Source organism: Pseudomonas sp. 2995-1 (assembly GCF_002742505.1).
GTDB classification, from domain to species: domain Bacteria; phylum Pseudomonadota; class Gammaproteobacteria; order Pseudomonadales; family Pseudomonadaceae; genus Aquipseudomonas; species Aquipseudomonas sivasensis.
Genome location: NZ_LJSA01000354.1, coordinates 48,962 through 73,837 on the forward strand (window position 1 = coordinate 48,962; position 24,876 = coordinate 73,837).

Consider the following 24,876-nt stretch of genomic DNA (forward strand, 5'->3'; position numbering starts at 1 on the left):
CAAGCATTAGGCGCTGCGGTTGGTAAAGCTGTGCAGGGCTTTCTCTATGCACTGGGCGGTTTTGCCGAAAGCCTGCACGGTGGTTTCCGAAAACGGTCCGCCGCCCTGGTCGGCGACCATCAGCATTACCACACGGCCGTTGCAGCTCATCGAACGCAACAGCAGGTGTTCGCCTGTGAACAGACGGCGCAGGATCGGCGGCAGCAAGGCCGAGAACTGCGCGTGGTTGTCCGGCGTGAGGCGTACTTGGGCGGATTTCTCCAGCAGGCGCTGTAGCAGCGTGCTGTTGACCACGTCCAGGCTCAGGTTGGCGGCGTCTTTGGGCAGACCGTCGGCCTGGTGCACGCGCAAGGTGCTCAGGGCGCGATCGGCCATGAACAACAAGACTCGCTGCATGCCGCTGGCCACCAGAGCTTCCTTGGCGCAGGTGGTCAAATGCATGGCGTTGGCGAAGCGGCTCGGCTCTAACAGCAGTTCGGTGCAGCGGTTACGCCACACGGCCAGGGCTTCGGCAGTCGGTGGCGGCGCCGGCAGCAGGCCGCGATGAATCTTCTGCACATTCCACGGCCAGATCAGCGACAGCGCCGGGTGCCAGAGGTCGGGCATTAGAGTGCTGCGGGCGCTGGTGACGGCTTGTTGGTGAGATTGTTGCTGCACTTCAGCCAGCGGTTGCTGCAAATACAGCGCGGTAAGGTATTGCCAGCGTTGAGTGTGCGGGCAGGTCCAGGACTCTTGGGCTGACATCGCCAGGCCGTTGGCTAGCAGCACGGTATTGGCCGGCTGGTTCAGCCAACGGCGCAGGTTGGGTTCGGCGTCTAGCAATTGCTGATGGCGCAACGAGTCGTCTTCACGGGCGATATGAAGTGCCTTGACCAGCAAGCGTTGCTCGTTCAACAGCAGGTTATAGCCCTGGGATACCCAGATCGGTAGGTGCCAGGCTTCGGTCAGGCCGAGGCACAGGTCCAGCAGGCGCACGCCGAACAGCTCCTGCTCGACTTTGCGTGCAGGCTCGCCCTTGTGGATGACACGCAGTTCCCACTCTTCAAGGAGCTTGGGGTAGGCAACGGCCATCGGCCACAGCGGCGACAGAAACAGCAGGCTACCCCAGTGGATGTCTTGCCAAAGCCGCGCCAGACGACTGCCGAACAGACCGTTGGCTTGCTGCGACGCGTGCTGGCTCACCAGCAACAGTTGACGCAATGCTACGGGAATCTCTTGTGCGGGCACCGAGGGCAGACGCGCCAGCAGTTCCTCGGCGCGCTTGAGGCCCAGGCGATTGAGCGCTACTTCGAGGTTTTCCGCCGGCTCCGCCAGGCTGCCATGGTTATGGCTGTTGGCCTCGCGCATGACGCTGAGTACCAAAGCCGGGCTGTTTTGCATCAGCTCGGCAATATCTCGCAACGAACTGCGGCTGTCGCGGATGGCTTTGCACACACGGTCGTGGCTGGCCTGGGGAACTGGCAGCAGCACGTCGTCCAGGCGCTTGATCCAAGCGGCGAGAGAGATAGGTCTTACAGATGGGACTGTCGTTTCATTAGCCATGATTGGGGCGCGATCATCACTTGCGGTCAACACACCCGGAGCGGGCCGAACTGGCTTTTCGCCTTAACGGGCTATAGTCTGGCGCAGTTTTGCCGATAAGAGGAACAAGAGTTTTCCAGTTCCCCCAAATATGTCCATGAACCCGACGGCGCAAGTACTCATCTCCTATGGCTAAAATTATCGGCATCATCGTCGTCTTCGCGAGCGTGCTCGGCGGGTACGTCCTGTCCCACGGTAAAATTGCGGCACTGATCCAGCCTTTCGAGGTGATGATCATTGGCGGTGCTGCACTGGGCGCTTTCCTTCAGGCCAACCCCGGTTACATGACTATGCACGTGGTCAAGAAATCGCTGGCCATGTTCGGTTCGCGCTTCACTCATACCTTCTACCTGGAAGTGCTGGGCCTAGTGTACGAGATCCTCAACAAGAGCCGCCGCGAAGGCATGATGGCCATTGAGGCCGACATCGAGGACGCCTCTGCCAGCCCGATTTTCGCCAAGTACCCGGCCGTGCTCAAAGACGAGCGCATGACCGCCTATATCTGCGATTACCTGCGCATCATGTCCTCCGGCAACATGGCTCCCCATGAGCTGGAAGGCCTGTTCGACATGGAATTGTTCAGCCTTAAAGAAGAGCTGGAGCATCCTTCCCACGCCGTGACCGGTGTGGCCGACGGCATGCCCGGCTTTGGTATCGTCGCGGCGGTACTCGGTATCGTGGTGACCATGGCCTCCCTGGGCGAGGGCGATCAGGCGGCCATCGGTATGCACGTAGGTGCGGCGCTGGTGGGTACCTTCTTCGGTATTCTCGCCGCTTATGGTTTCTTCGGCCCGCTGGCCACCTCCCTGGCTCACGATGCCAAGGAAGAAATCAACCTGTACGAATCGATCAAGGCCAGTCTGGTAGCGTCCGCGTCCGGCATGCCGCCATCGTTGGCAGTGGAGTTCGGTCGCAAGGTCTTGTACCCGAAGCATCGCCCAAGTTTCGCCGAGCTGGAACAAGCGGTTCGCGGTCGCTAAGCCATGGAAAACAACCAGCCGATAATCATCAAGCGCGTCAAGCGCTTCGCTGCGGGGCACCATGGCGGCGCCTGGAAAATCGCCTTCGCCGACTTTGCGACGGCGATGATGGCGTTCTTCCTGGTGCTGTGGCTGATGTCGACCGCCACGCCCGAACAGAAGATCGCCATCGCCGGTTACTTCAAAGACCCGATTGGCTTCTCGGAGAGTGGCACGCCCTTTGTGATCGACCTGGGCGGCTCACCGCAGTTGGCCCCTGAGCGCACCATCAATCCAGAGGTCAAGACCGAATCGCCTCAGGAGAACATCCCGATCGAGCGCGACACCGTCGAGAGCATGGCTGAACAGGTTGAGCAGGAACGCCTGGAGCTGTTGCTGCAAGAGTTGCAGACCAAGGTGGATGAAAATCCGCAGTTGCTGAAATTCAAGGATCAGATCTCGTTCGAGATCACTCCGGAAGGCTTGCGCATCCAGATCACTGATGCCGCCAACCGGCCGATGTTCGATTCCGGCAGTGCGCGGCTGAAGCCGTACTTCGAAGACATCCTGCTGGCCATGGCTGACACCATCAAGGCAGTGCCGAACAAGATAAGCATCAGCGGCCACACGGACGCCAAGCCGTATGCCGGCCAGGGTGACTTCGGCAACTGGGAACTCTCGGCCAACCGCGCCAACGCTGCCCGTCGTGCGTTGGTGGCAGGCAGCTACCCCGACCCGCAAGTGGCGCGCGTGGTGGGTTTTGCCTCCTCGCAGCTATTTGAACCCAAGGATCCGTTCAATCCGATCAACCGTCGCATTGATATCGTCGTGCTGACCAAGAAGGCTCAGCGTGCGATAGAAGGTGATCAGCCACCTGTCGTGCCAACCCCAGGTGCGGGCGCGCCGGGCGAAGTGCCGGTTGACCCGAATGCCATTCCACCAGGGCAGGAGCCGTTGCCGGCCCATGAACTGCGGCAGAAGCTGAACCTGTTTGACGATGGTGGGATGAAGGATCCTACGGCGCCTAAGACGGGCTCGTAAGTTCTTTTGCGGTTGTGATGAGCGGGGCAAGCCCGCTCATCACCAAAAGCCCGCTCACCCGCAACGCGGCGGGCGGGCGGTTTAGTAACTGCTCTCGGGCAAGCTCGCAATAATCGACCGATAGCTGTTCATCCGCTGCTGCTGCACACGGCCATCTTCCAGGGCCTTGAGCAACGCACAGCCCGGCTCGCGATCGTGTTTGCAGTCGCGGAAGCGGCACGTACCGATCAGGTCGTTGAACTCGATAAAGCCGGCTTCCACATCGCTGCGGCTGACGTGGCCGAGGCCGAACTCTCGAATGCCCGGGGAGTCGATCAGTTCACCGCCGCCGGGGAAGTGGAACAATCGCGCGGTGGTGGTCGTATGAGTGCCCTGGCCGGACAGTTCCGACAGCGGGCCTACACGGGTGTCGACTTCCGGCAGCAGGCTGTTGACCAGCGATGACTTGCCAACGCCCGACTGGCCGACAAACACACTGATGCGTCCGTCCAACTGCTGTTGCAGCTGTTCCATGCCGTTGCCGTGGTGAGCCGAGACTTCCAGCACTGGGTAACCCAAGGTGCGGTAGACCGCCAGCAACGCATTGAGCGCTGGGGCGTTCTGTTCGTCGATCAGGTCGAATTTGTTCAGCAGCAACAGCGGGCGAATACCCGCATGCTCAGCCGCCACCAAATAGCGGTCGATCAGGTTGGCATGGGGCTCGGGCAACGGTGCGAACACGATCACGATCATGTCGACGTTGGCCGCTACCGGCTTGAGTTGGCCGCGGCTGTCAGGACGACGCAGTTCGGTGGTGCGCGGCAGTTGGGCGACGATCACGCCGATGCCCTGGTTGCCGGCGCGCCACACCACCTTGTCGCCGGTGACCAGTGCAGGCAGGTTGGCGCGCAAGTGGCAGCGGGATACTTGGCCTGCGAGTTCGCCTTCCAGCGCCTCGACTTCGACCTGCACACCAAAGTGCGCGATCACCAGGCCCGTTTGCTCGGGGCCCAGGTCGCCGCCCTCGAGCGCTTCCACGGCGGAGGATTCACGTTTGGCGGCGCGTGCGGCGCGCTCACCTTGAATCTTTTCGATGCGCCAGTTTTGGCGACGGTTGAGCTGGCGTTTGGCCATTGGTGTTCCGTGTCGATAATGCAAAGGTTGGGTGAAACGGTCGCGAGTCTAGCACGGCCCCGCCTGCTAAACTGCGCAGCTACGCCAAGGTGCCAAGAGAATCAAGCCATGCAAAACCCACAGAACCTGATTTGGATCGATCTGGAAATGACCGGTCTGAACCCTGACACCGACGTCATCATCGAGATGGCGACCATTGTCACCGACAGCAACCTCAACACCTTGGCCGAAGGTCCGGTGATCGCCATCCACCACAGCGACGCCGTGCTCGCCACCATGGACGAGTGGAACACCCGCACCCATGGCAACTCCGGCCTGACTCAGCGTGTACGCGACAGCCGAATCAGCATGGCCGAAGCCGAAGCCGAAACCATTGCCTTTCTGGAACAGTGGGTGCCCAAGGGCAAATCGCCGATCTGCGGCAACAGCATCTGCCAGGACCGCCGCTTCCTTTATACCCACATGAAGGCGCTGGAAAGCTACTTCCACTATCGCAACCTGGATGTTTCCACGCTCAAGGAACTGGCCGCGCGCTGGGCGCCGGAAGTCAAAGACAGCTTCCATAAAGGCAGCACCCATCTGGCGCTGGATGATATTCGCGAGTCGATCGCCGAGCTGCAGCATTACCGCAAGCATTTCATCAAGGCTTGAAATGGGGGCGGCTGACCGGGCGCCATCGCAGACAAGCCAGCTCCCACAGTTGAATGTATTCCCAGGTCCAAATGTGGGAGGGGGGCTTGCCCCCGATGCAGGCAACTCGTTTTATCGCCAAGCGCCCCCTTTTGGTGCCATCAGCAAATGATTAGACTGCCGGCCTCTTTGCAAGGATCGCCATCATGCTGCTGATGCTCTACCTCATCGCCATCACCGCCGAAGCCATGACCGGTGCCTTGTCGGCTGGTCGGCGCGGCATGGACTGGTTTGGTGTGGTGCTGATCGCTTGCGTAACGGCGCTGGGCGGCGGCTCGGTGCGCGATGTGCTGTTGGGGCATTACCCGCTGACGTGGGTCAAGCACCCGGAATACCTGGTGCTGACCTCCGTCGCGGCGCTGGTGACGATCTTTATCGCGCCGCTGATGCGTCAGCTGCGCTCGCTGTTTCTAGCGCTGGACGCCGTAGGCCTGGTGGCCTTCACGCTGATCGGCTGCATGACTGCACTGGAAATGGGCCACGGCATGCTGGTGGCCTCGGTCAGCGGGGTGATCACCGGCGTCTTCGGCGGCATTCTGCGGGATATCTTCTGCAACGACATTCCGTTGATCTTCCGCCGTGAGCTGTACGCCAGCGTGTCATTCCTGGCCGCCTGGTTCTACTTGCTCTGTCTGTATCTGGAATTGCCCAGCGAGCAGGCAATTCTGCTGACCCTGTTCAGCGGCTTTCTATTGCGCCTGCTGGCGATCCGTTTTCACTGGGAAATGCCTAAGTTCGTCTACAACGACGACGTGCACTAGCGCGTAGCGTGTTGGTTCAGCGCCCATTCCACATGTTCGCGCACCAACTCCGACGGGTAATCCCGGCGTGCCTTCAAGGCTTCCAGCACCGGAATGCTCGACGGCGCATTGCCCAGGCCCACCGCAAGGTTGCGCAGCCAGCGCTCGTAGCCCGCGCGGCGCAGGGGTGAACCTTCGGTGCTGCTGAGGAATTTATCTTCGTCCCACATAAACAGTTCGGCCAGTTCTGCGTTATCCAGGTTATGCCGTGGCTTGAAATCGCCCTCGGCGGTGGATCGAGCGAAACGATTCCACGGACAAACGATCTGACAGTCATCACAACCGAACACCCGATTGCCGATCAATGGGCGCAGGTCTTCAGGGATCGCGTTCTTCAGTTCAATGGTCAGGTAGGAAATGCAGCGCCGGGCGTCCAGCACATAGGGACCGACGAAGGCATTGGTTGGGCAGATATCCAGGCAGGCGGTGCAGCGGCCACAGTGTTCGGTGCTGTGTGGCTCATCGACCGGCAGCGGCAAATCGACGAACAGTTCGCTGAGGAAGAAATAACTGCCGGCCTTGCGGTTGAGTACCAGGGTGTTTTTACCGATCCAGCCCAGGCCGGCTTTTTCGGCGATGGCTTTTTCCAGTACGGGGGCGCTGTCGACGAACGCACGAAAGCCAAATGGGCCGATCTGTGCCTGAATGCGGTCGGCCAGTTGCTGTACGCGTTTGCGGATCAGCTTGTGGTAGTCGCGGCCCAGGGCGTAGCGCGAGATGTAGGCTTTTTCCGGCTGGGCCAGCAGTTGCGCCATTTGTGTGTCGCCAGGCAGGTAGTCCATGCGCAGCGACACCACGCGCAACGTGCCGGGCACGAGCTCGTCGGGATGGGAGCGCTTGCTGCCATGGGCGCCCATGTAGTCCATCTCGCCGTGGTAACCCGCGTCTAGCCAACGTTGCAGGTGCTGTTCATGCTCGGCCAGGTCCAGGCCGCTGATGCCGACTTGTTGAAAGCCCAGTTCGCGGCCCCAGTCTTTGATCGATTGGGCGAGGGCGGGCAGATCAGAGGTAATAGCGGGCATGAGACACGGGAAACCACAGGTTAGATGCGTATAATTCTGCCAGACATCGGAGCTTGAAGACGCATGCCGCAGACAAAACACGAAATAACCGACGTTCAGTCCTTGTTGCCCGGCCATTTGCCGCAACTGGCTGCGCGTTCCTCGGACGCCCATAAAGGCCAGTTCGGCCATTTGTTGGTCATTGGTGGCGACCGCGGCTTTGGCGGCGCTGCGCTGTTGAGCGCGGAAAGTGCCTTGCGCAGCGGCGCCGGCATGGTGTCCCTGGCCACTCGCCTTGAACACGTGCCTGCCGCGTTGGCCCGCGTGCCTGAGGTCATGACCGTGGGCGTGAGTTCGGCGAACCAGCTTATGGGCTTGCTGGAAAAAATCTCGGTAATCGTTATTGGTCCGGGGTTGGGTGAGGCGTCCTGGGGTAAAAGCCTGCTATCGGTTGCCGCCAACGCGCTGCTGCCGCAGGTGTGGGACGCAGACGCGCTGAATCAGCTGGCTACCGGCAATGTGAGTCTTCCGAGCGGTAGCGTGATTACGCCGCATCCGGGCGAGGCTGCGCGCTTATTGGGCATTTCTACAGCCGAGGTTCAGGCCGATCGCCTTAAGGTGGCGCGCGCGTTGAGCCAGAAATTCAGTGCAGTGGCTATCCTCAAGGGTGCTGGCAGTTTGATTGCCTGCCCCGATGGACGTGTTTCCCGTTGTGATCAGGGGCATCCTGCCATGGCCACAGCGGGCCTTGGCGATGTACTGGCCGGGCTGGTGGGCGCGTTAATGGCCCAAGGCATGCCTGATTATGAAGCGAGCTGCCTGGCTGTGTGGTTGCACGCTACGGCGGGGGACCGCCAGGGCAGCCTGGGTCGCGGCTTGGCGGCCAGCGACCTGATACCGGCCATTCGTCAATTGTTGGAGGAGCAGTCGCCGTGCCTGAAGTAATCCTTTTCCTGGCCAATGAAGACGCCATGGTCGCGTTCGGTCATCGTATTGCGCAGGTCACGGGCGCAGCGGGGCTCATCTTTCTCGAAGGTGACCTGGGGGCGGGCAAGACGACGTTGTCCCGAGGCATCATTCGCGGTTTGGGGCACGCAGGGGCGGTGAAAAGCCCAACGTTCACTTTGGTCGAGCCCTATGAGATCGGTGCGTTGCGTGCTTTCCACTTCGACCTCTATCGTTTGGTCGATCCCGAAGAGCTGGAGTACATGGGCATCCGTGATTACTTTGACGAAGACGCACTGTGCTTGATCGAGTGGCCAGATAAAGGCACAGGCTTTTTGCCAAAGCCGGACCTGACCATTACCATTACGCCGCGTGAATCAGGACGTCAGCTGAAGTTGTTGCCCCAGAGTGCGCGCGCAGAGTCGTGGTGCGCCGCTTTGGCATTGGAATTTAAATAATTGGTGGGGTTAGGTATGCGCTTTCGCGCGTTGGTTGCTGTCGTAGGAGTGTTGCTTGCGGCAATGACTGTCAATGCTCTGGCTGCTTCACAGGTGAAAAGTGTTCGCCTGTGGCGAGCACCGGATAACACGCGACTGGTGTTCGACCTGTCTGGCCCGGTCCAGCACAGCGTCTTTACTCTCACGGCGCCTGATCGCCTGGTGATCGACATCAACGGTGCGACCCTGGCCGCGCCGCTCAAAGTGTCTACTGCCAACACCCCGATCACCGCCATGCGCTCGGCCCAGCGCACGCCCACCGATTTGCGCGTTGTCATCGACCTGAAAAAAGTCGTGACGCCGAAAAGCTTCTCCCTGGCGCCGAATGCCCAATATGGCAACCGACTGGTGGTCGACTTGTTCGACAACGCTGCCGATGCCGCACCGCCGCCTGCGCCAACCCCGAGCGTGGCAACGGTGCCTGCCGTGCCCGTCAGCCCGTCGCAACCCCAGGTCAAGTTGCCACCGCCGCCACCGGCCCCGGCTGGCAAACGCGACATTATCGTAGTGATCGATGCCGGCCATGGTGGTGAAGACCCGGGTGCTTCCGGCTCACGCGGCCAGCATGAAAAAGACGTGGTACTGGCTATCGCCCGTGAGTTGCAGCGTCAGATCAACGGTATGAAAGGCTATCGCGCCGAACTTACCCGTACCGGCGACTACTTCATTCCGCTGCGCGGCCGTACCGAAATCGCCCGTAAGAAAGGTGCCGACCTGTTTGTGTCGATTCACGCCGATGCTGCGCCGTCGTCCGCTGCGTTCGGTGCCTCGGTGTTTGCGTTGTCTGATCGCGGGGCCACGTCCGAGACTGCTCGTTGGCTGGCGGACAGCGAAAACCGTTCCGACTTGATCGGTGGTGCCGGCAACGTGTCCCTCGATGACAAGGACAAGATGCTCGCTGGCGTTCTGCTCGACCTGTCGATGACCGCTTCGCTGACTTCCAGCTTGAATGTCGGCCAGAAGGTCTTGAGCAACATCGGTCGCGTGACTTCGCTGCACAAGCAGCGTGTGGAGCAGGCCGGGTTTATGGTGTTGAAGTCTCCGGACATCCCATCGATTCTGGTGGAAACCGGGTTCATCTCCAACGCCAACGAAGCCTCCAAGCTGGCCAGCGCCAGCCATCAGCAGGCGTTGGCGCGCTCCATCAGTGCCGGCGTGCGCCAGTTCTTTCAGCAGAACCCGCCGCCGGGCACTTACGTCGCTTGGCTGCGTGACTCCGGCAAGATCGCCCAAGGCCCGCGTGACCATCGCGTGCAGCCCGGCGATACCTTGGCGATGCTTGCGGTGCGTTTCCAAGTCTCGGCCGCGACGTTGCGCAGTGCCAACAACCTGAAGACCGATGAGTTGAAAGTCGGTCAGGTGTTGACCATCCCAGGCACAGAATTGGCGGCGCAGTAATGAGCGAATCTACCTTGAACAGCGGGTCGCGCATTGAGTTGCTCAGCCCACGCCTGGCTAACCAGATTGCAGCGGGTGAGGTTGTTGAGCGCCCTGCATCGGTGATCAAGGAGCTGCTGGAAAACAGCATCGACTCTGGTGCAAAGCGCATCGATGTCGATGTGGAGCAGGGCGGTGTCAAATTGTTGCGGGTACGTGACGATGGCAGCGGCATCTCTTCCGATGACCTGCCCCTGGCCCTGGCCCGTCACGCCACCAGCAAAATCCGCGATCTGGAAGACCTTGAGCGGGTCATGAGCCTGGGCTTTCGCGGGGAGGCTTTGGCTTCGATCAGCTCCGTGGCGCGCCTGACCCTGACATCGCGCACCCGCGATGCCGAGCAGGCCTGGCAAGTGGAAACCGAAGGCCGCGACATGGCACCTCGGGTCCAGCCGGCCGCACACCCGGTGGGCACCTCGGTGGAAGTGCGCGACCTGTTTTTCAACACCCCGGCGCGGCGCAAATTCCTCAAGGCCGAGAAAACCGAATTCGATCACCTGCAAGAAGTCATCAAGCGCCTGGCCCTGGCCCGCTTCGACGTGGCCTTCCATCTGCGGCACAACGGGAAGACCATCCTCAGCCTGCACGAGGCTCATGACGACGCCGCGCGCGCTCGGCGAGTGTCTGCGATTTGCGGCGGCGGGTTCCTGGAGCAGGCGCTGCCGATCGAGATCGAGCGCAATGGCCTGCGTCTGTGGGGCTGGGTTGGCTTGCCGACCTTCTCCCGCAGCCAGGCTGACTTGCAGTATTTTTTCGTGAATGGCCGTGCGGTGCGCGACAAACTGGTGGCCCACGCGGTGCGTCAGGCGTATCGCGACGTGCTGTTCAACGGGCGTCATCCGACATTTGTGCTGTTTTTTGAGGTCGATCCCTCGGTCGTCGACGTCAACGTGCACCCGACCAAGCACGAAGTACGTTTCCGTGATGGGCGCATGGTGCATGACTTCCTCTATGGCACCTTGCACCGCGCGCTGGGCGATGTGCGCCCGGACGATCAACTGTCGGCTCCGATAGTGACCGCTGTGGTGCGTCCGAGCGGTCCCGAAGCGGGTGAGTTCGGCCCCCAGGGCGAAATGAGCCTGGCGGCCAACCTGCTGCAATCGCCGCAGTCGCAGCCTGCTTACACCGCACCGGGCTCTGGGGCTGGCGCGGGCTATCAATACCAATACACCCCGCGCCCGCAATCGACCGTGCCAGTGGCCGAGGCCCAGGCGGCCTACCGCGAATTCTTCGCGCCTCTGCCAGGCGCCGAGCCGGGCGCAGTCGCCTTGCCGGAGGGTGGCGGTGATATTCCTCCGCTGGGGTATGCGCTGGCGCAGCTCAAAGGCATCTATATCCTCGCGGAAAACGCTCATGGCCTGGTGCTGGTGGACATGCACGCCGCCCACGAGCGGATCATGTACGAACGTCTGAAAATCGCCATGGCCAGCGAAGGCCTCAGCGGTCAGCCGCTGCTGGTACCGGAGTCTCTTTCCGTCAGTCAGCGTGAAGCCGATTGCGCCGAAGAGCATCACAGCGTGTTCCAGAAACTGGGCTTTGAACTGCAACGCCTGGGCCCGGAAACCCTGGCGATCCGCCAGATTCCCGCGCTGCTCAAGCAGGCCGAAGCCAACCGGCTGGTGGCCGACGTGCTGGCTGACCTGATGGAGTACGGCACCAGTGACCGTATTCAGGCACACATCAACGAATTGCTCGGCACCATGGCCTGCCACGGCGCCATCCGCGCTAACCGGCGCCTGGCCTTGCCGGAAATGAACGGCCTGTTGCGCGACATGGAAAACACCGAGCGCAGCGGACAATGCAACCATGGCCGGCCGACCTGGACCCAGATGGGCCTGGACGATCTGGACAAACTGTTCTTGCGCGGCCGTTGATGAGTGCCCTGCCCCCCGCGATCTTCCTGATGGGCCCTACGGCCGCCGGTAAGACCGACCTGGCCATTGAGCTGACCAAGGTGTTGCCTTGCGAGCTTATTAGTGTCGACTCTGCCCTGGTTTACCGGGACATGGACATCGGCACGGCCAAGCCGTCTAAAGCGCAATTGGCTCAGCATCCGCACCGCCTGATCGACATCATTGACCCGGCCGAGAGCTATTCGGCCGCTGACTTTCGTACCGGCGCCTTGGTCGCCATGGCCGAGATCACCGCGCGGGGCAATATTCCGCTGCTGGTGGGCGGCACGATGCTCTATTACAAAGCCTTGCAGGAAGGTCTGGCGGATATGCCGCCGGCCGACGCTCAAGTGCGTGCGGAGCTCGAAGAAGAAGCTGCACGCTTCGGTTGGCAGGCTCTGCACGATCAGTTGGCTGCGGTTGATCCAGTCTCGGCCGCGCGCATTCACCCTAACGATCCCCAGCGTCTCAGTCGCGCCCTGGAAGTCTGGCGTGTCAGCGGCCAGACCATGACTGAACTGCGGCTCAAACAAAGTGCGCAAAGTGCTGACGCAGGCGCATCTGGACAGTCACAATTGCCCTATACTGTGGCGAATCTGGCCATCGCTCCGGCAAATCGCCAGGTGCTGCATGAACGAATTGCACAAAGATTCACAATTATGTTGGAACAGGGGTTTATCGACGAGGTCGTAGCACTGCGTTCCAGAGGTGACCTGCATCCAGGGTTGCCTTCGATACGTGCTGTAGGCTATCGCCAAGTCTGGGATCATCTGGATGGCAAGCTGACGTCAGCCGAAATGCAGGAGCGCGGAATCATTGCCACGCGCCAATTGGCGAAACGCCAGTTCACTTGGCTGCGCAGCTGGAGCGATTTGCACTGGTTGGACAGCCTGGACAGCGACAATCTGTCACGCGCCTTGAAATACTTGGGAACGGTCTCCATATTGAGCTGAGTCCTTGCAATTGCCGTCTATCCTTGGGGGTGTGACGGCCTTGAGCTATCTATTTTCCGATTTTTTATTATTGATCCTTAAAGGAGTGCGGCACATGTCAAAAGGGCATTCGCTACAAGACCCTTACTTGAATACTTTACGTAAAGAGAAAGTTGGGGTTTCCATCTATCTGGTCAACGGTATCAAGCTTCAAGGCACGATCGAGTCGTTCGACCAGTTCGTGATCCTGCTGAAAAACACCGTCAGCCAGATGGTTTACAAGCACGCTATCTCGACAGTCGTTCCAGTTCGTCCAATCCGTCTGCCTAGCGCAGCTGGTGACGAACAAGGTGACGCTGAGCCAGGTAACGCCTGATAGGAGTCTCCTTTGTTCTTTGAGCGCCACGGTGGTGGTGAGCGAGTAATCCTCGTTCACTTGGATGGACAGGACCCTGAGGCGCGCGAAGATCCGCAGGAGTTTCAGGAGTTGGCAAATTCGGCCGGCGCCGAGACCGTTGCGTTTTTTAACGTGCCGCGTCATCGGCCAACCGCCAAATTTCTGATTGGCAGCGGCAAGGTCGAGGAATTGCGCGACCTGGTCCACGCCGAAGAAGCCGATCTGGTGATCTTCAATCACACCCTCACGCCCAGTCAGGAACGTAACCTCGAACGTGTTTTCGAGTGTCGCGTGATCGACCGTACCGGCCTGATCCTCGATATTTTCGCCCAGCGCGCCCGTACCCATGAGGGCAAGCTCCAGGTAGAACTGGCCCAGCTTGACCACATGAGCACCCGGCTGGTTCGCGGCTGGACTCACCTTGAGCGTCAAGGTGGTGGTATAGGCATGCGCGGCCCGGGTGAAACCCAGCTCGAAACCGACCGACGCTTGTTACGGGTTCGCCTGCGTCAGATCAAGGGGCGCCTGGAAAAAGTGCGCAGCCAGCGCGAGCAATCGCGACGCGGGCGTTCCCGAGCGGATATCCCTACTGTGTCCCTGGTGGGCTATACCAACGCAGGCAAGTCCACGTTGTTCAACAACGTGACCAAATCCGACGTTTACGCAGCCGACCAACTCTTCGCCACCCTCGATCCGACCTTGCGCCGTTTGGACATTGACGACCTCGGCCCGATCGTCCTGGCTGACACGGTGGGTTTCATTCGTCACTTGCCCCACAAGCTGGTCGAGGCATTTCGGTCTACGCTCGAAGAGTCGAGCAATTCCGACCTGCTGTTGCACGTGATCGATGCGGCCGAACCGGATCGCATGTTGCAGATTGAGCAGGTGATGGTGGTGCTTGGCGAGATTGGTGCCCAGGACTTGCCGATCCTTGAGGTGTATAACAAACTCGATTTGCTTGAAGGCGTTGAGCCACAAATCCAGCGCGACGAGAATGGCAGGCCCCAACGGGTATGGCTGTCGGCGCGTGATGGCAGTGGTTTGGAGCTGCTTGAACAGGCTATTGCCGAATTGCTCGGCAGCGATTTGTTTGTCGGCACCTTGCGCTTGCCTCAGCGTTTTGCTCGACTGCGTGCACAGTTTTTCGAGCTGGGCGCGGTACAGAAAGAAGAACACGACGAAGAAGGTGTCAGCTTGCTGGCCGTTCGGTTGCCACGCTCGGAGCTCAATCGGCTGGTCAGCCGTGAAGGTGTAGTCCCGACAGAGTTCATCGAACAACACACTTTGCAATAAAAGCCTCCGAAAGCGGTTGTGCCGCAGTAGCAGGCATTCTGTAGCATTGGTCGGCGCGCCGTGGGCGCGTCTTTGCTTTATCAGATGGAGAGCGCTATGGCTTGGAATGAGCCGGGTGGCAACTCGAATAATCAGGATCCTTGGGGTGGTAAGCGCCGCAATAATGGCGACCGCAAGGGGCCACCAGATCTCGACGAGGCCTTCCGAAAGCTGCAGGAAAGCCTGAATGGGTTGTTCGGTGGTGGAAAAAAACGTGGTGGTGACGACGGTGGTCGCACAAGCAAGGGCGGCGGCTATGGCCTGCTGGGCCTCGGTCTTGTCGTGCTGGCGTCCGTATGGCTGTACAGCGCAGTCTACGTCGTGGACGAGCAGGAGCAGGCCGTGGTGCTGCGCTTCGGCAAGTACTACGAAACGGTCGGGCCGGGTCTGAATATCTACTTCCCGCCGATCGACAAGAAGTACATGGAGAATGTCACGCGTGAGCGTGCCTACACCAAGCAGGGCCAGATGCTGACCGAAGACGAGAACATCGTCGAAGTGCCGCTGACCGTGCAGTACAAGATCAGCAACCTGCAGGACTTCGTGCTGAACGTTGATCAGCCGGAAATCAGCCTGCAGCACGCAACCGAAAGCGCCCTGCGCCACGTGGTGGGTTCTACTGCGATGGACCAGGTGCTGACCGAAGGTCGTGAATTGATGGCCAGCGAGATCAAGGAGCGCCTGCAACGGTTCCTCGATACCTATCGCACCGGCATCACTGTCACTCAGGTAAACGTACAGAGCGCAGCTGCACCGCGCGAAGTGCAGGAAGCCTTCGATGACGTGATCCGCGCCCGTGAAGACGAGCAGCGTTCGCGCAACCAGGCTGAAACCTATGCCAACGGCGTTGTGCCGGAAGCTCGTGGTCAGGCCCAGCGTATCCTTGAGGATGCCAACGGTTACCGTGACGAAGTGGTTTCCCGCGCCAAGGGTGAGGCGGATCGCTTTACCAAACTGGTCGCCGAATACCGCAAAGCTCCTGAAGTCACCCGTGAGCGTCTGTACCTGGACACCATGCAGGAAGTCTTCAGCAACACCAGCAAGGTCCTCGTGACCGGCAGCAAGGGTGGGCAGAACAACCTGCTGTACCTGCCGTTGGACAAGATGATCGAAGGTGGTCGTAGCAGCACCAGCGCACCGGCCTCCGGCTCCAATGCCGCTGCCAACGAAGCGAGCGCCCGTGCCGCCGCTGACTTGCTGCAACAGCAATCACGTACCAGGGAGAGTCGTTGATGAGCAATAAATCGCTGACAGCCCTGATTGTGGGCGTCGTCGTGGTCATCGCTGCCTGGAACTGCTTCTACATCGTGGCTCAGACCGAGCGTGCGGTGCTGCTGCAATTCGGTCGCGTGGTTCAGGCGGATGTCCAGCCGGGCTTGCATGTGAAAGTGCCCTACGTCAACCAAGTGCGCAAGTTCGACGCCCGCCTGATGACCCTGGATGCACCAACACAACGCTTCCTGACCCTGGAAAAGAAAGCCGTGATGGTTGACGCCTACGCCAAGTGGCGCGTCAAGGATGCCGAGCGCTTCTACACTGCGACCTCCGGCCTCAAGCAGATTGCCGACGAGCGTTTGTCGCGCCGTCTGGAATCGGGCCTGCGTGACCAGTTTGGTAAGCGCACTCTGCACGAGGTGGTATCCGGTGAGCGTGACGCACTGATGGCTGACATCACGCGTTCGCTCAACACGATGGCGGAAAAAGAGCTGGGCATCGAAGTGGTCGATGTTCGGGTCAAGGCTATCGACCTGCCTAAAGAAGTGAATCGCAGCGTGTTCGAGCGAATGAGCACCGAGCGTGAGCGGGAGGCTCGTGAGCACCGCGCCAAGGGTAACGAGCTGGCTGAAGGTATCCGCGCGGATGCCGACCGTCAGCGTCGCGTACTGCTGGCAGAAGCCTATCGCGAGTCTGAAGAGGCCCGTGGTGATGGTGATGCTCAAGCTGCGGCGATCTACGCCAAGGCGTACGGCCAGGACCAGGAGTTCTACGCGTTCTACCGTAGCCTGCGCGCCTATCGTGAAAGCTTCGCAAACAAAACCGACGTCATGGTGCTGGACCCAAGCAGCGACTTTTTCCGCTACCTGGAAAAGTCCAAGTAATCAGCCTGTGATTTTGTAGGGTGCACTCCGTCGGGCGGCTAAAATGCCTGGCGGGGTGATCCTTTCAGAAAACGGGTGTATGATGCGGCAGCCGGGAAATTCCCGGCTTTTTTGCGTCTGCATGTTTGATTCGGCAGGCGTGACAGGTTTTTCGAGGAAAGTGCCCGACGAGGCCGTTTACAGGCCGTTCGTCACGTCGCTCTTGCGCGTGGTTTATGCAGGGGGCGGGTATTTTCTGCTTCACTCAAGGCTCGGCCGAGGGCTGGCCGCCCGGATCAAAGGGGAATGGCGTAATGGCAACGGTAGACCGCTGGCTGCTGCCAGATGGCATCGAAGAAGTACTGCCACCAGAAGCTGCGCGCATTGAAGTAGCGCGTCGCCAGGTGTTGGATCTGTTCCAGAGCTGGGGTTACGAGTTTGTCGTAACTCCTCATATCGAGTACCTGGAATCCCTGCTGACCGGCGCGGGCCAGGACCTGGATCTGCGCACCTTCAAGGTCATTGATCCGCAATCGGGCCGGCAAATGGGCTTTCGGGCAGACATCACGCCGCAGGTGGCGCGCATCGATGCGCACACCCTGCGCCGCGAAGGCCCTAGCCGTCTTTGCTACGCCGGTAGCGTGCTGCATGCTCAGCCGCGTGCCTTGTCGTCTTCCCGTAGCCCTATCCAGCTGGGCGCCGAGTTGTACGGTGATGCCAGCCCGAGCAGCGACGTTGAAGTGATCAGCTTGATGCTGGCCATGCTGCAACTGGCTGACGTGCCTGATGTCCACATGGACCTGGGTCACGTCGGTATCTACCGTGGCCTGGCCCGTGCGGCCGGTTTGTCCGGTGAGGTAGAGCAACAGCTGTTCGATGCCCTGCAGCGTAAGGCTATCGATGAAGTAATCGCACTGACCGAAGGTGTGCCTGCCGACCTGGCTGGCATGCTGCGCGCGCTGGTGAATCTGTGCGGCGGCCGTGAAGTGCTGGCAGCTGCGCGTGAACGCCTGGCCAATGCGCCTGCGCCGGTACTGGCGGCGCTGGATGATGTGCTGGCGATTGCCGAGCAGCTGTCGGCACGTTTCCCTGATTTGCCGCTGTACTTTGATTTGGGCGAGCTGCGCGGTTACCACTACCACACCGGTGTGGTGTTTGCGGTGTTTGTTCCGGGCGTTGGCCAGGCCATCGCCCAAGGCGGTCGTTACGACGATATCGGCGCCGACTTCGGTCGTGCGCGTCCGGCGACTGGCTTCTCCACCGATTTGAAAACCCTGGTGACCCTGGGGCGTGCTGAGGTCGAGCTGCCGTCTGGTGGCATTTGGATGCCCGACAGTACGGACGCAGCACTCTGGCAGCAGGTTTGCCAGTTGCGCAGTGAGGGTCAGCGTGTTGTCCAGGCCTTGCCTGGCCAGCCATTGGCCGCCGCCCGTGAAGCGGACTGCGACCGGCAATTGATTCTGCAGAACGGGCTTTGGCAAGTATCGCCACTGGCTTCTTGAGTTTTCCTGCCGGCCATCGCCGGCACCAAGTTTGCGCGAATGAGGACAAGTGTTATGGGTAAGAATGTCGTAGTCCTGGGCACCCAATGGGGTGATGAGGGCAAAGGCAAGATCGTTGATCTGCTGACCGAACATGCTGCCGCCGTAGTGCGCTACCAAGGTGGCCACAACGCTGGCCATACCCTGGTCATCGATGGCGAAAAAACCGTCTTGCACCTGATCCCGTCGGGCGTCTTGCGCGAAGGTGTGCAGTGCCTGATCGGCAACGGCGTGGTGGTTGCACCTGACGCCCTGCTGCGCGAGATCATCAAGCTGGAAGAGAAGGGCGTACCGGTGCGCGAGCGCCTGCGTATCAGCCCATCCTGCCCGCTGATCCTGTCCTTCCACGTTGCGCTGGACCAGGCCCGTGAAAAGGCCCGTGGCGAGCTGAAGATCGGTACGACCGGTCGCGGCATCGGCCCAGCCTACGAAGACAAAGTTGCACGTCGTGGCCTGCGTGTGGGCGATCTGCTCAACATGCCGCGTTTTGAAGACAAGCTGCGTGAGCTGGTGGACTACCACAACTTCATGCTGGTCGGTTACTACAAAGAGCCAGCCATTGAGTTCGACAAGACCCTGGCCGAGTGCAAGGAATACGCTGAGCTGCTCAAGCCGCTGATGCTGGACGTGACGGCCGAGCTGCACGACCTGCGTCGCGCTGGCAAAGACATCATGTTCGAAGGCGCCCAAGGTTCGTTGCTGGACATCGACCACGGCACTTACCCGTACGTGACCAGCTCCAACACCACCGCTGGCGGCGTTGCGACCGGGTCTGGCGTTGGCCCGATGTTCCTGGACTACATCCTGGGCATCACCAAGGCTTACACCACGCGCGTAGGTTCGGGCCCATTCCCGACTGAGCTTTTTGACGAAGTCGGTGCGCACCTGGCCAAACAAGGTCACGAGTTCGGTGCTACCACCGGTCGTGCCCGTCGTTGCGGCTGGTTCGACGCCGTTATCCTGCGTCGCGCTATCGATGTGAACAGCATCTCGGGCATCTGCTTTACCAAGCTGGATGTACTCGACGGTCTGGAAACCATCAACATCTGCGTCGGCTACAAAGATGCGGAAGGCAATGATGTTGCTCCGACTGATGCTGACAGCTACGTAGGCTTGCAGCCTGTGTACGAAGAAGTGCCGGGCTGGACCGAATCGACCGTGGGTGCTAAGACCCTGGAAGAGCTGCCGGCCAACGCCCGCGCTTACATCAAGCGTGTCGAAGCGCTGATCGGTGCGCCGATTGACATTATTTCGACGGGCCCGGACCGCAACGAAACTATCGTTCTGCGTCATCCGTTCGCTTAATAAGCTGTTGATGTAAAAAGCAAAGGGCTCCTTCGGGAGCCCTTTGTCGTTTCTGTTTGCCAAGCGGCACGACCCTTGCTGTGTTTCTCTTTTTCGCGGTGCTATCAAATTAATGGCACCCGTGGTGGAGGGATTCTTGATGTCTGCCGTTCTGTCGTTGTTACAAAGTCGTCTGTTGCGACCGGTCTTCGTTACCTTGGGTATCGCCCTTTTGGTGCAAGTGCTGGTGGCGGTCGCTCTAACCCGGAGCACCGTCACTGCACTGGAAGCTGATTTGGGTAATCGTCTGGGTATCGATAGCCAGAAGCTGTCTGGTGAGTTGGCCCAAGCCGGTAAGGAGGTCACGTCAAGCCTCGATAGCTTGTCTGCCAGCACTCGGCAACGTCTGACGGCAGGGCTTTCCACACGCCTGCAGGAAGAGCAGAAGCAGCTGCGTGCGACCCTGGAAAAAGACTTGAAGGATTCCGCCAACGACATGGCGCAGCTGCTGGCTTCGGTGGCGCCCCGCGCCATGTGGGACAGCGACGTACCTACATTGTCCGAGTTTGCCCGACGCGCCCAGCGCAATCCCAACGTGCTGTTTGTGGTCTACGACGACGCAGCGGGTGAGCATCTAACCCGTTACCTTAATCGCGAAAATCCGATCAACAAGGCGCTGCTGGAAAAAGGCCAAGGCGACCGCGCCTTGGACAAAGTGCTAAATGCCGCGAAAAACGACCCTTCGGTGTTCTACGTTGAGGCCTCCATCAGCCCCAATGGCGTAGAAATCGGCAAAGTGCTCATGGGCGTGTCGACTGCTTCGGTAGAGGCCGACCTGCAAGCACTGGACAAGCGCTTTGCCGCCCTGATTGCCAGTGGTGATCAGTTGGTCGGCGATAGTCTCAAAGGCGCCGCAGCCGACAGTGCGGCGGCCATGGGCGCTCGCCTGCAGTCTGCACAGGCCACTGCGACCCAGATGACTGCCAACACCACCGAGGCCGTGCAGGAGGCGGCGGGCACGCTACGCTGGCGCATCGGCATGGGGTTGGCGGTGGTGGGTTTCGGCGTATTGGTGTTGATCGCTGTCGTGCTCGGTCGCCGCGTGGTCAATCGCCTGAAGTTGTTGATTGCCGCTATGGATGATCTGGCGGCGGGCGAGGGGGATCTCACCAAACGCGTGCAGATCAGCAGCAAGGACGAAATCGGCGACATGGCCTCAGCGGTCAATCGCTTTGTGGATAAGTTGCAGCCCATCGTGCGCGAGGCGGGCGATGTGGCCCAGCGTACCGGTGTGGAGATTGGTGCCATGACCTTGCGTAATGCCGGTGCTGATGCGGCGGCTGGCTTGCAGCGCGACGAAGTGGCCGAGAGCTTGCGCGCGTTGTCGCAAATGGCCGACGAAGCCCAGGCCGAAAGCCACGCCATGCAGGCGGCATTGCAACAGGTCGTCGATATTCGCCAGGCCACGGATGAAAACTCACGCACTTCGGCTGAAGTCGGCAGCTTGATCGAGGCGTTGGCGGGGCAGGTACAGGCCGGCTCCCAGGTGATCGAACGGCTGGCTCAGCAAAGTGAGCAGATCGAAGTGGTGTTGACGGTAATCCATGGTATCGCCGAGCAAACCAACTTGCTGGCGCTCAACGCGGCCATTGAGGCGGCACGCGCTGGTGAGACCGGGCGCGGTTTTGCGGTGGTGGCGGACGAAGTGCGTGCGCTGGCCAGTAAAACCCAGAGCTCCACCGGTGATATCCAGGCGCATATCGTGGCGTTGCAACAGGGCGCGCGTGAGGCTGTGGAAACCATTGGCAAGGCCGGGCGCCAGGCCAGCGAAGGTTTACTGGTGCTGCGTGAGAGCGAGCGCTTGCAGCAGACGGTGCAGGCTTCGGTAGAACAGGTGCATGCCGCGATCGGCTTGGCTACCCGTGCGGCTGAGCATCAGGCCCAGGGCGCCCATGCGGTGCGTGGTCGGGTGGAGGTGATCCATGCCCAGGCTGAGCGTGCCGCGCAGGCGGTGGTGGAAACGACCGCCAGTGGCAAAGTCCTGGATGGCTTGGCGGCGCAGTTGAAGGCGAGCTTGGGGCAGTTTCGCGCTTAGCATTGCCTCAATAGCGGTTTCAGCGACTCAGATACATCCGCGTCGTGAGCAGATACACCGGCAGCCCCGACACCAGTATCAACAACGCCGCATAAGGGGCTGCCGCCGCGAATTCTACATTCGACGTATGCGACCATACCGCCGTGGCCAGTGTGTTCAGCCCAGTCGGGCTGAGCAGCAGCGTCGCCGTCAATTCCTTCATCGCATCCAGGAATACCAGCGCAAACGCTGCCCCCAGCGCCGGGAAGATAATCGGCAAAGTCACTCGGCAAAACGCACTGAACGACGAAGCACCCAGTGTGCGCGCTGCTTCCTCCAGCTGCGGCGCGGCCTTATTCAAGGCGGTGCGAATCGGCGCCTGAGCCAGTGGCAAGAACAACAGCGCATAGGCGATCAGCAACAACGCAGACGTCTGGTACAGCGCAGGCACGTAATGCAAGGCGAAATACACCAGCGTAAGCGCAATCACCAGGCCGGGCAGCGCGTGCAGCAGGTACGGCATACGCTCAGCCCAGATCGCCAGTTTGCCTTTATAGCGCACCACCAGCAGGCCGACCGGCACGGCCAGTACCAGGCACAACGCTGCACCGCCCAGGGACAGCGCCAGCGAGGACAGAAGCGCTTCGCCAATTTCTGCCACTGGAAAAGCCGCCGACGAACCCACGGCCAGCCAGTAGCCGAGCATGCCCAGCGGAATCCCACTACCGATGACCGCCAATGCCAGGCAGTACACCTGGCCGAGTGGCGCCCACTTGCCCAATCGAACCTGCTCGGCATGCCGCGCCGCGCCTTGGCCGATACGTACATGTCGGCCCTTGCCGCGCACGCGCAGTTCCAGCCACAGCAGGGTAAGGCACATCACCAGCAGTACCGCTGAAAGCATCGCAGCGTTGGCGTTGCTGAATTCCAGCTCGAACTGCTGGTAGATCGCGGTGGTGAAGGTTTGCAAGCCGATTATCGAAAGCGCACCGAATTCCACCAGCATATGCAGCGCGATCAGCAGTGCCCCGGCCAGCAGCGATGGCCACAGCAGCGGCAACGTAATGCGCAGAAAAACTGCCCAGCGATTGAGCCCCAGCGTGCGAGCAGATTCTTCAAGGGAGGGGTCAAGGTTACGCAATGTTGCTGCCACTGGCAGAAACACTAGCGGGTATTTGGACAGGCTCATCACCAGGATCGCCCCGCCCAGCCCTTCAAAGTTGGCGCTCAGGGACACCCAGGTAAAGCTGCTGACAAACGCAGGGACCGCAAACGGCAGGCACAGGGTCACGCCCCATATACGTCGCCCTGGCAGGTTGCTGCGCTCCAGCAGCCAAGCCAGGGACAGGCCGATCACGCCGCAGGTTACCGTTACCCCAACCATCAACGCCAAGGTGTTGCGCAGCAGCCCGAACACATAAGGCCGCCACAGCAGATGCACCGCCTCCGCCCATCCAGCTTGCCAGGCTTTAAGGCCGACATAGGCCAATGGAAGCAGGCTCAGGCCAACCAGAAACAGCACTGGAAGCAGCAGCCAGATTGACGGGCGTTTGCGTCGAGGGCTCAATCCCCTGCGCAGGGCGGTGGCGGGTAGCGATGGGTTCATCAGTTCAAGCCAACATCACGTTCCAGCTCCAGCGCTTCTTCGGCGTTGCCAAGGTCCGCAGGCGTGACTTTTGGCGGTTGCAGCTCGCTGAAAGGCTTAAGGCCTCGGTTGGATTCCATGTCTTTACGCAGCGGGTATTCCGCGGAGGTGTTGGTGATGACCCGCTGGCCTTCTTCACTGGCCATGAACGCCAGCAGTTGTTGGGCTTCCTTGGGGTGCTTGCTGGATTTCAATGCGGCAGCGGACGACACGGTAATCAGGCCGCCGGCATCGCCGTCGGTGAAGTAATGCAGCTTGGAGTCCAGGTTGGTTTTTTCTTTCTTAAGGGCAAACCAGTAATAGTTGTTCACCAGTACGGTGGCCACTTCGCCGTTCTCCACGGCTTTAAGGGCGACCATGTTGTTGCTGTAAACCTTGCCAAAGGCGCGCAGGCCGGTCAGCCATTCTTCAGCTGCCTCTCGACCGTGCAATTTGATGATCGCCACGGCCTGTTCTTGGAACGCGCCGCTGGTGGGCACGAAACCGACCTTGCCCTGCCATTCGGGGCCGGCGAAATCCAGCACGGATTTGGGCAGGTCTTTTTCGGCAATCAGTTTCGGGTTGAAGGCCACGACGCGGGTGCGCGCAGTCACGCCCATCCAGTCGCCGTTGCTGCCGACGTAATCTTTGGGCAGCACGTCGAGGGTGCTCCCGTCGATCTTGGCCAGCAGGCCTTGCTCGCCGAGTTTGTTCAGGGGAGGGGATTCTTCGGTGTAGATGACGTCGGCGGGAGAGCGGTCGCCTTCTTCCACCACCTGGCTGGCCAGTTGGTTGCTACTGCCTTTGCGTACGTTGACGTGAATGCCGGTCTTGGCTTCGAAAGCCTTGGCGAGTTCGTCGCCGACTTCTTTGTGCTGGCCGTTGTATAGGGTCAGGGAAACTTTGTCGGTAGAGTAGGCCGCGGGCGAGAGCAGGGCCAGGCCGAGCAGAGTGATGGTAAGGCCACGCAGAAGGGATGTCTTGGGGCGGGTATCGCGGATCATCATCCGGGGTGTTCCTCACTTGTAAGCAACAAATTCTTACAAGGATAAACGATAAAACTTCTCAAGTGCGACCCAGGAGGGAATCACCTGCAAAGTTTCAGCCCCAGAAACGAAAAAACCCGCTTTCGCGGGTTTGATCTGAATTTGGTGCCCAGGAGAAGACTCGAACTTCCACGACCTTGCGATCACCAGCACCTGAAGCTGGCGTGTCTACCAATTTCACCACCTGGGCTTTATCAAGCAACGTTGCCGCTGTTGATGGGGCGAACTATACGGCGGGCTTTTTGATCTGTAAACCCCTGATTCAATAAAATAAATCGGGATTTACGTTAAAAATCAGAAGCCTGAAACGAAAAAACCCGCTTTCGCGGGTTTGATCTGAATTTGGTGCCCAGGAGAAGACTCGAACTTCCACGACCTTGCGATCACCAGCACCTGAAGCTGGCGTGTCTACCAATTTCACCACCTGGGCATCATCAACAACGTTGCCGTCGTCGATGGCGCGCACTATACGGAGAGGCTTACAAGCTGTAAACCCCTGCTATGAAAAAAGCCTGGAATATTTCGCCAATGGTCGTGCAAGGTGCGCAGCGAGGGCCATTAAGGGCTTTAAAACGCTTGTTGATGCCTGAAATTTCCCGTTTCAATACGCGT

At 60.1% G+C, this 24,876-nt stretch carries 21 protein-coding genes and 2 tRNA genes; 16 read left to right on the plus strand and 7 right to left on the minus strand.

The window, feature by feature from the left end:
• Positions 1-6: 6 nt before the first annotated feature.
• Entirely contained in the window at positions 7-1,542 is a 1,536-nt protein-coding gene (locus AOA61_RS15045) for an HDOD domain-containing protein (protein WP_032890462.1), read from the minus strand.
• Positions 1,543-1,709: 167 nt separating this feature from the next.
• On the opposite strand from AOA61_RS15045, the gene motA reads away from it, so the two are divergent.
• Both motA and motB read left to right on the plus strand, forming a co-directional pair.
• The gene (motA, locus tag AOA61_RS15050) at positions 1,710-2,561 is read left to right on the plus strand and encodes a flagellar motor stator protein MotA (RefSeq protein ID WP_032890464.1); all 852 of its coding nucleotides are present in this window, start codon (positions 1,710-1,712) and stop codon (positions 2,559-2,561) included.
• Between the two features lie 3 nt (positions 2,562-2,564).
• Positions 2,565-3,581 carry a flagellar motor protein MotB gene (gene motB / locus AOA61_RS15055; RefSeq protein WP_032890466.1) on the plus strand — a complete coding sequence of 339 codons (1,017 nt, stop codon included), beginning with the start codon at positions 2,565-2,567 and terminating at the stop codon, positions 3,579-3,581.
• Positions 3,582-3,662: 81 nt separating this feature from the next.
• On the opposite strand, the gene rsgA is transcribed toward motB, so the two are convergent.
• Positions 3,663-4,694, minus strand: coding sequence for a small ribosomal subunit biogenesis GTPase RsgA (rsgA, locus tag AOA61_RS15060; protein ID WP_032890468.1), 1,032 nt, complete (start codon positions 4,692-4,694; stop codon positions 3,663-3,665).
• A gap of 108 nt (positions 4,695-4,802) precedes the next feature.
• On the opposite strand from rsgA, the gene orn reads away from it, so the two are divergent.
• Positions 4,803-5,345 (plus strand): oligoribonuclease, encoded by a 543-nt coding sequence (gene orn, locus AOA61_RS15065; RefSeq protein ID WP_024073074.1) that lies wholly within the window; start codon positions 4,803-4,805, stop codon positions 5,343-5,345.
• A 182-nt stretch (positions 5,346-5,527) separates the two neighbouring features.
• Positions 5,528-6,145 (plus strand): trimeric intracellular cation channel family protein, encoded by a 618-nt coding sequence (locus tag AOA61_RS15070; protein ID WP_178075196.1) that lies wholly within the window; start codon positions 5,528-5,530, stop codon positions 6,143-6,145.
• On the opposite strand, the gene queG is transcribed toward AOA61_RS15070, so the two are convergent.
• The gene (queG, locus tag AOA61_RS15075; protein ID WP_032890472.1) at positions 6,142-7,206 is read right to left on the minus strand and encodes a tRNA epoxyqueuosine(34) reductase QueG; all 1,065 of its coding nucleotides are present in this window, start codon (positions 7,204-7,206) and stop codon (positions 6,142-6,144) included. The two genes, AOA61_RS15070 and queG, sit on opposite strands and share 4 nt — an antisense overlap.
• A gap of 63 nt (positions 7,207-7,269) precedes the next feature.
• Here queG and AOA61_RS15080 point away from each other — a divergent pair, with 63 nt between their 5' ends.
• The 12 genes from AOA61_RS15080 to AOA61_RS15135 all read left to right on the plus strand — a co-directional run bounded on the left by AOA61_RS15080 (position 7,270) and on the right by AOA61_RS15135 (position 21,615).
• Complete coding sequence (locus AOA61_RS15080; RefSeq protein ID WP_099602056.1) at positions 7,270-8,130, plus strand: NAD(P)H-hydrate dehydratase; 861 nt, start codon at positions 7,270-7,272, stop codon at positions 8,128-8,130.
• Positions 8,118-8,588, plus strand: a complete 471-nt coding sequence (gene tsaE / locus AOA61_RS15085) for a tRNA (adenosine(37)-N6)-threonylcarbamoyltransferase complex ATPase subunit type 1 TsaE (protein ID WP_095186069.1) — start codon at positions 8,118-8,120, stop codon at positions 8,586-8,588. The genes AOA61_RS15080 and tsaE overlap by 13 nt, the downstream gene beginning before the upstream one ends.
• Before the next feature lie 15 nt (positions 8,589-8,603).
• Positions 8,604-10,025 carry an N-acetylmuramoyl-L-alanine amidase gene (locus AOA61_RS15090; protein WP_032890478.1) on the plus strand — a complete coding sequence of 474 codons (1,422 nt, stop codon included), beginning with the start codon at positions 8,604-8,606 and terminating at the stop codon, positions 10,023-10,025.
• Between the two features lie 14 nt (positions 10,026-10,039).
• Positions 10,040-11,938 carry a DNA mismatch repair endonuclease MutL gene (mutL, locus tag AOA61_RS15095; RefSeq protein ID WP_164440504.1) on the plus strand — a complete coding sequence of 633 codons (1,899 nt, stop codon included), beginning with the start codon at positions 10,040-10,042 and terminating at the stop codon, positions 11,936-11,938.
• Positions 11,938-12,909 carry a tRNA (adenosine(37)-N6)-dimethylallyltransferase MiaA gene (gene miaA / locus AOA61_RS15100; protein WP_099602057.1) on the plus strand — a complete coding sequence of 324 codons (972 nt, stop codon included), beginning with the start codon at positions 11,938-11,940 and terminating at the stop codon, positions 12,907-12,909. The genes mutL and miaA overlap by 1 nt, the downstream gene beginning before the upstream one ends.
• A 94-nt stretch (positions 12,910-13,003) precedes the next feature.
• Positions 13,004-13,264 (plus strand): RNA chaperone Hfq, encoded by a 261-nt coding sequence (hfq, locus tag AOA61_RS15105; RefSeq protein ID WP_003188059.1) that lies wholly within the window; start codon positions 13,004-13,006, stop codon positions 13,262-13,264.
• Between the two features lie 12 nt (positions 13,265-13,276).
• Positions 13,277-14,578, plus strand: a complete 1,302-nt coding sequence (gene hflX, locus AOA61_RS15110) for a ribosome rescue GTPase HflX (RefSeq protein WP_032890483.1) — start codon at positions 13,277-13,279, stop codon at positions 14,576-14,578.
• A 96-nt stretch (positions 14,579-14,674) separates the two neighbouring features.
• On the plus strand, positions 14,675-15,850 hold the full coding sequence (hflK, locus tag AOA61_RS15115) for an FtsH protease activity modulator HflK (protein WP_032890485.1): 1,176 nt from the start codon (positions 14,675-14,677) through the stop codon (positions 15,848-15,850).
• The gene (gene hflC, locus AOA61_RS15120) at positions 15,850-16,716 is read left to right on the plus strand and encodes a protease modulator HflC (protein ID WP_010213607.1); all 867 of its coding nucleotides are present in this window, start codon (positions 15,850-15,852) and stop codon (positions 16,714-16,716) included. Before hflK ends, hflC begins: the two co-directional genes overlap by 1 nt.
• Before the next feature lie 293 nt (positions 16,717-17,009).
• Positions 17,010-18,197 carry an ATP phosphoribosyltransferase regulatory subunit gene (locus tag AOA61_RS15125; protein WP_032890487.1) on the plus strand — a complete coding sequence of 396 codons (1,188 nt, stop codon included), beginning with the start codon at positions 17,010-17,012 and terminating at the stop codon, positions 18,195-18,197.
• A gap of 54 nt (positions 18,198-18,251) precedes the next feature.
• Complete coding sequence (locus tag AOA61_RS15130; protein WP_032890489.1) at positions 18,252-19,541, plus strand: adenylosuccinate synthase; 1,290 nt, start codon at positions 18,252-18,254, stop codon at positions 19,539-19,541.
• Between the two features lie 139 nt (positions 19,542-19,680).
• Positions 19,681-21,615 (plus strand): methyl-accepting chemotaxis protein, encoded by a 1,935-nt coding sequence (locus AOA61_RS15135; RefSeq protein ID WP_095186067.1) that lies wholly within the window; start codon positions 19,681-19,683, stop codon positions 21,613-21,615.
• Between the two features lie 19 nt (positions 21,616-21,634).
• Here AOA61_RS15135 and AOA61_RS15140 read toward each other — a convergent pair whose 3' ends face one another.
• From AOA61_RS15140 to AOA61_RS15155, 4 genes are all read right to left on the minus strand, one after another.
• Positions 21,635-23,200, minus strand: a complete 1,566-nt coding sequence (locus AOA61_RS15140) for an iron ABC transporter permease (RefSeq protein WP_099602058.1) — start codon at positions 23,198-23,200, stop codon at positions 21,635-21,637.
• Positions 23,200-24,225 (minus strand): extracellular solute-binding protein, encoded by a 1,026-nt coding sequence (locus tag AOA61_RS15145; protein ID WP_099602059.1) that lies wholly within the window; start codon positions 24,223-24,225, stop codon positions 23,200-23,202. The genes AOA61_RS15140 and AOA61_RS15145 overlap by 1 nt, the downstream gene beginning before the upstream one ends.
• A 142-nt stretch (positions 24,226-24,367) precedes the next feature.
• Positions 24,368-24,454 (minus strand) — tRNA-Leu (locus AOA61_RS15150).
• Positions 24,455-24,607: 153 nt separating this feature from the next.
• Positions 24,608-24,694, minus strand: a tRNA-Leu gene (locus tag AOA61_RS15155).
• Positions 24,695-24,876: the final 182 nt, after the last annotated feature.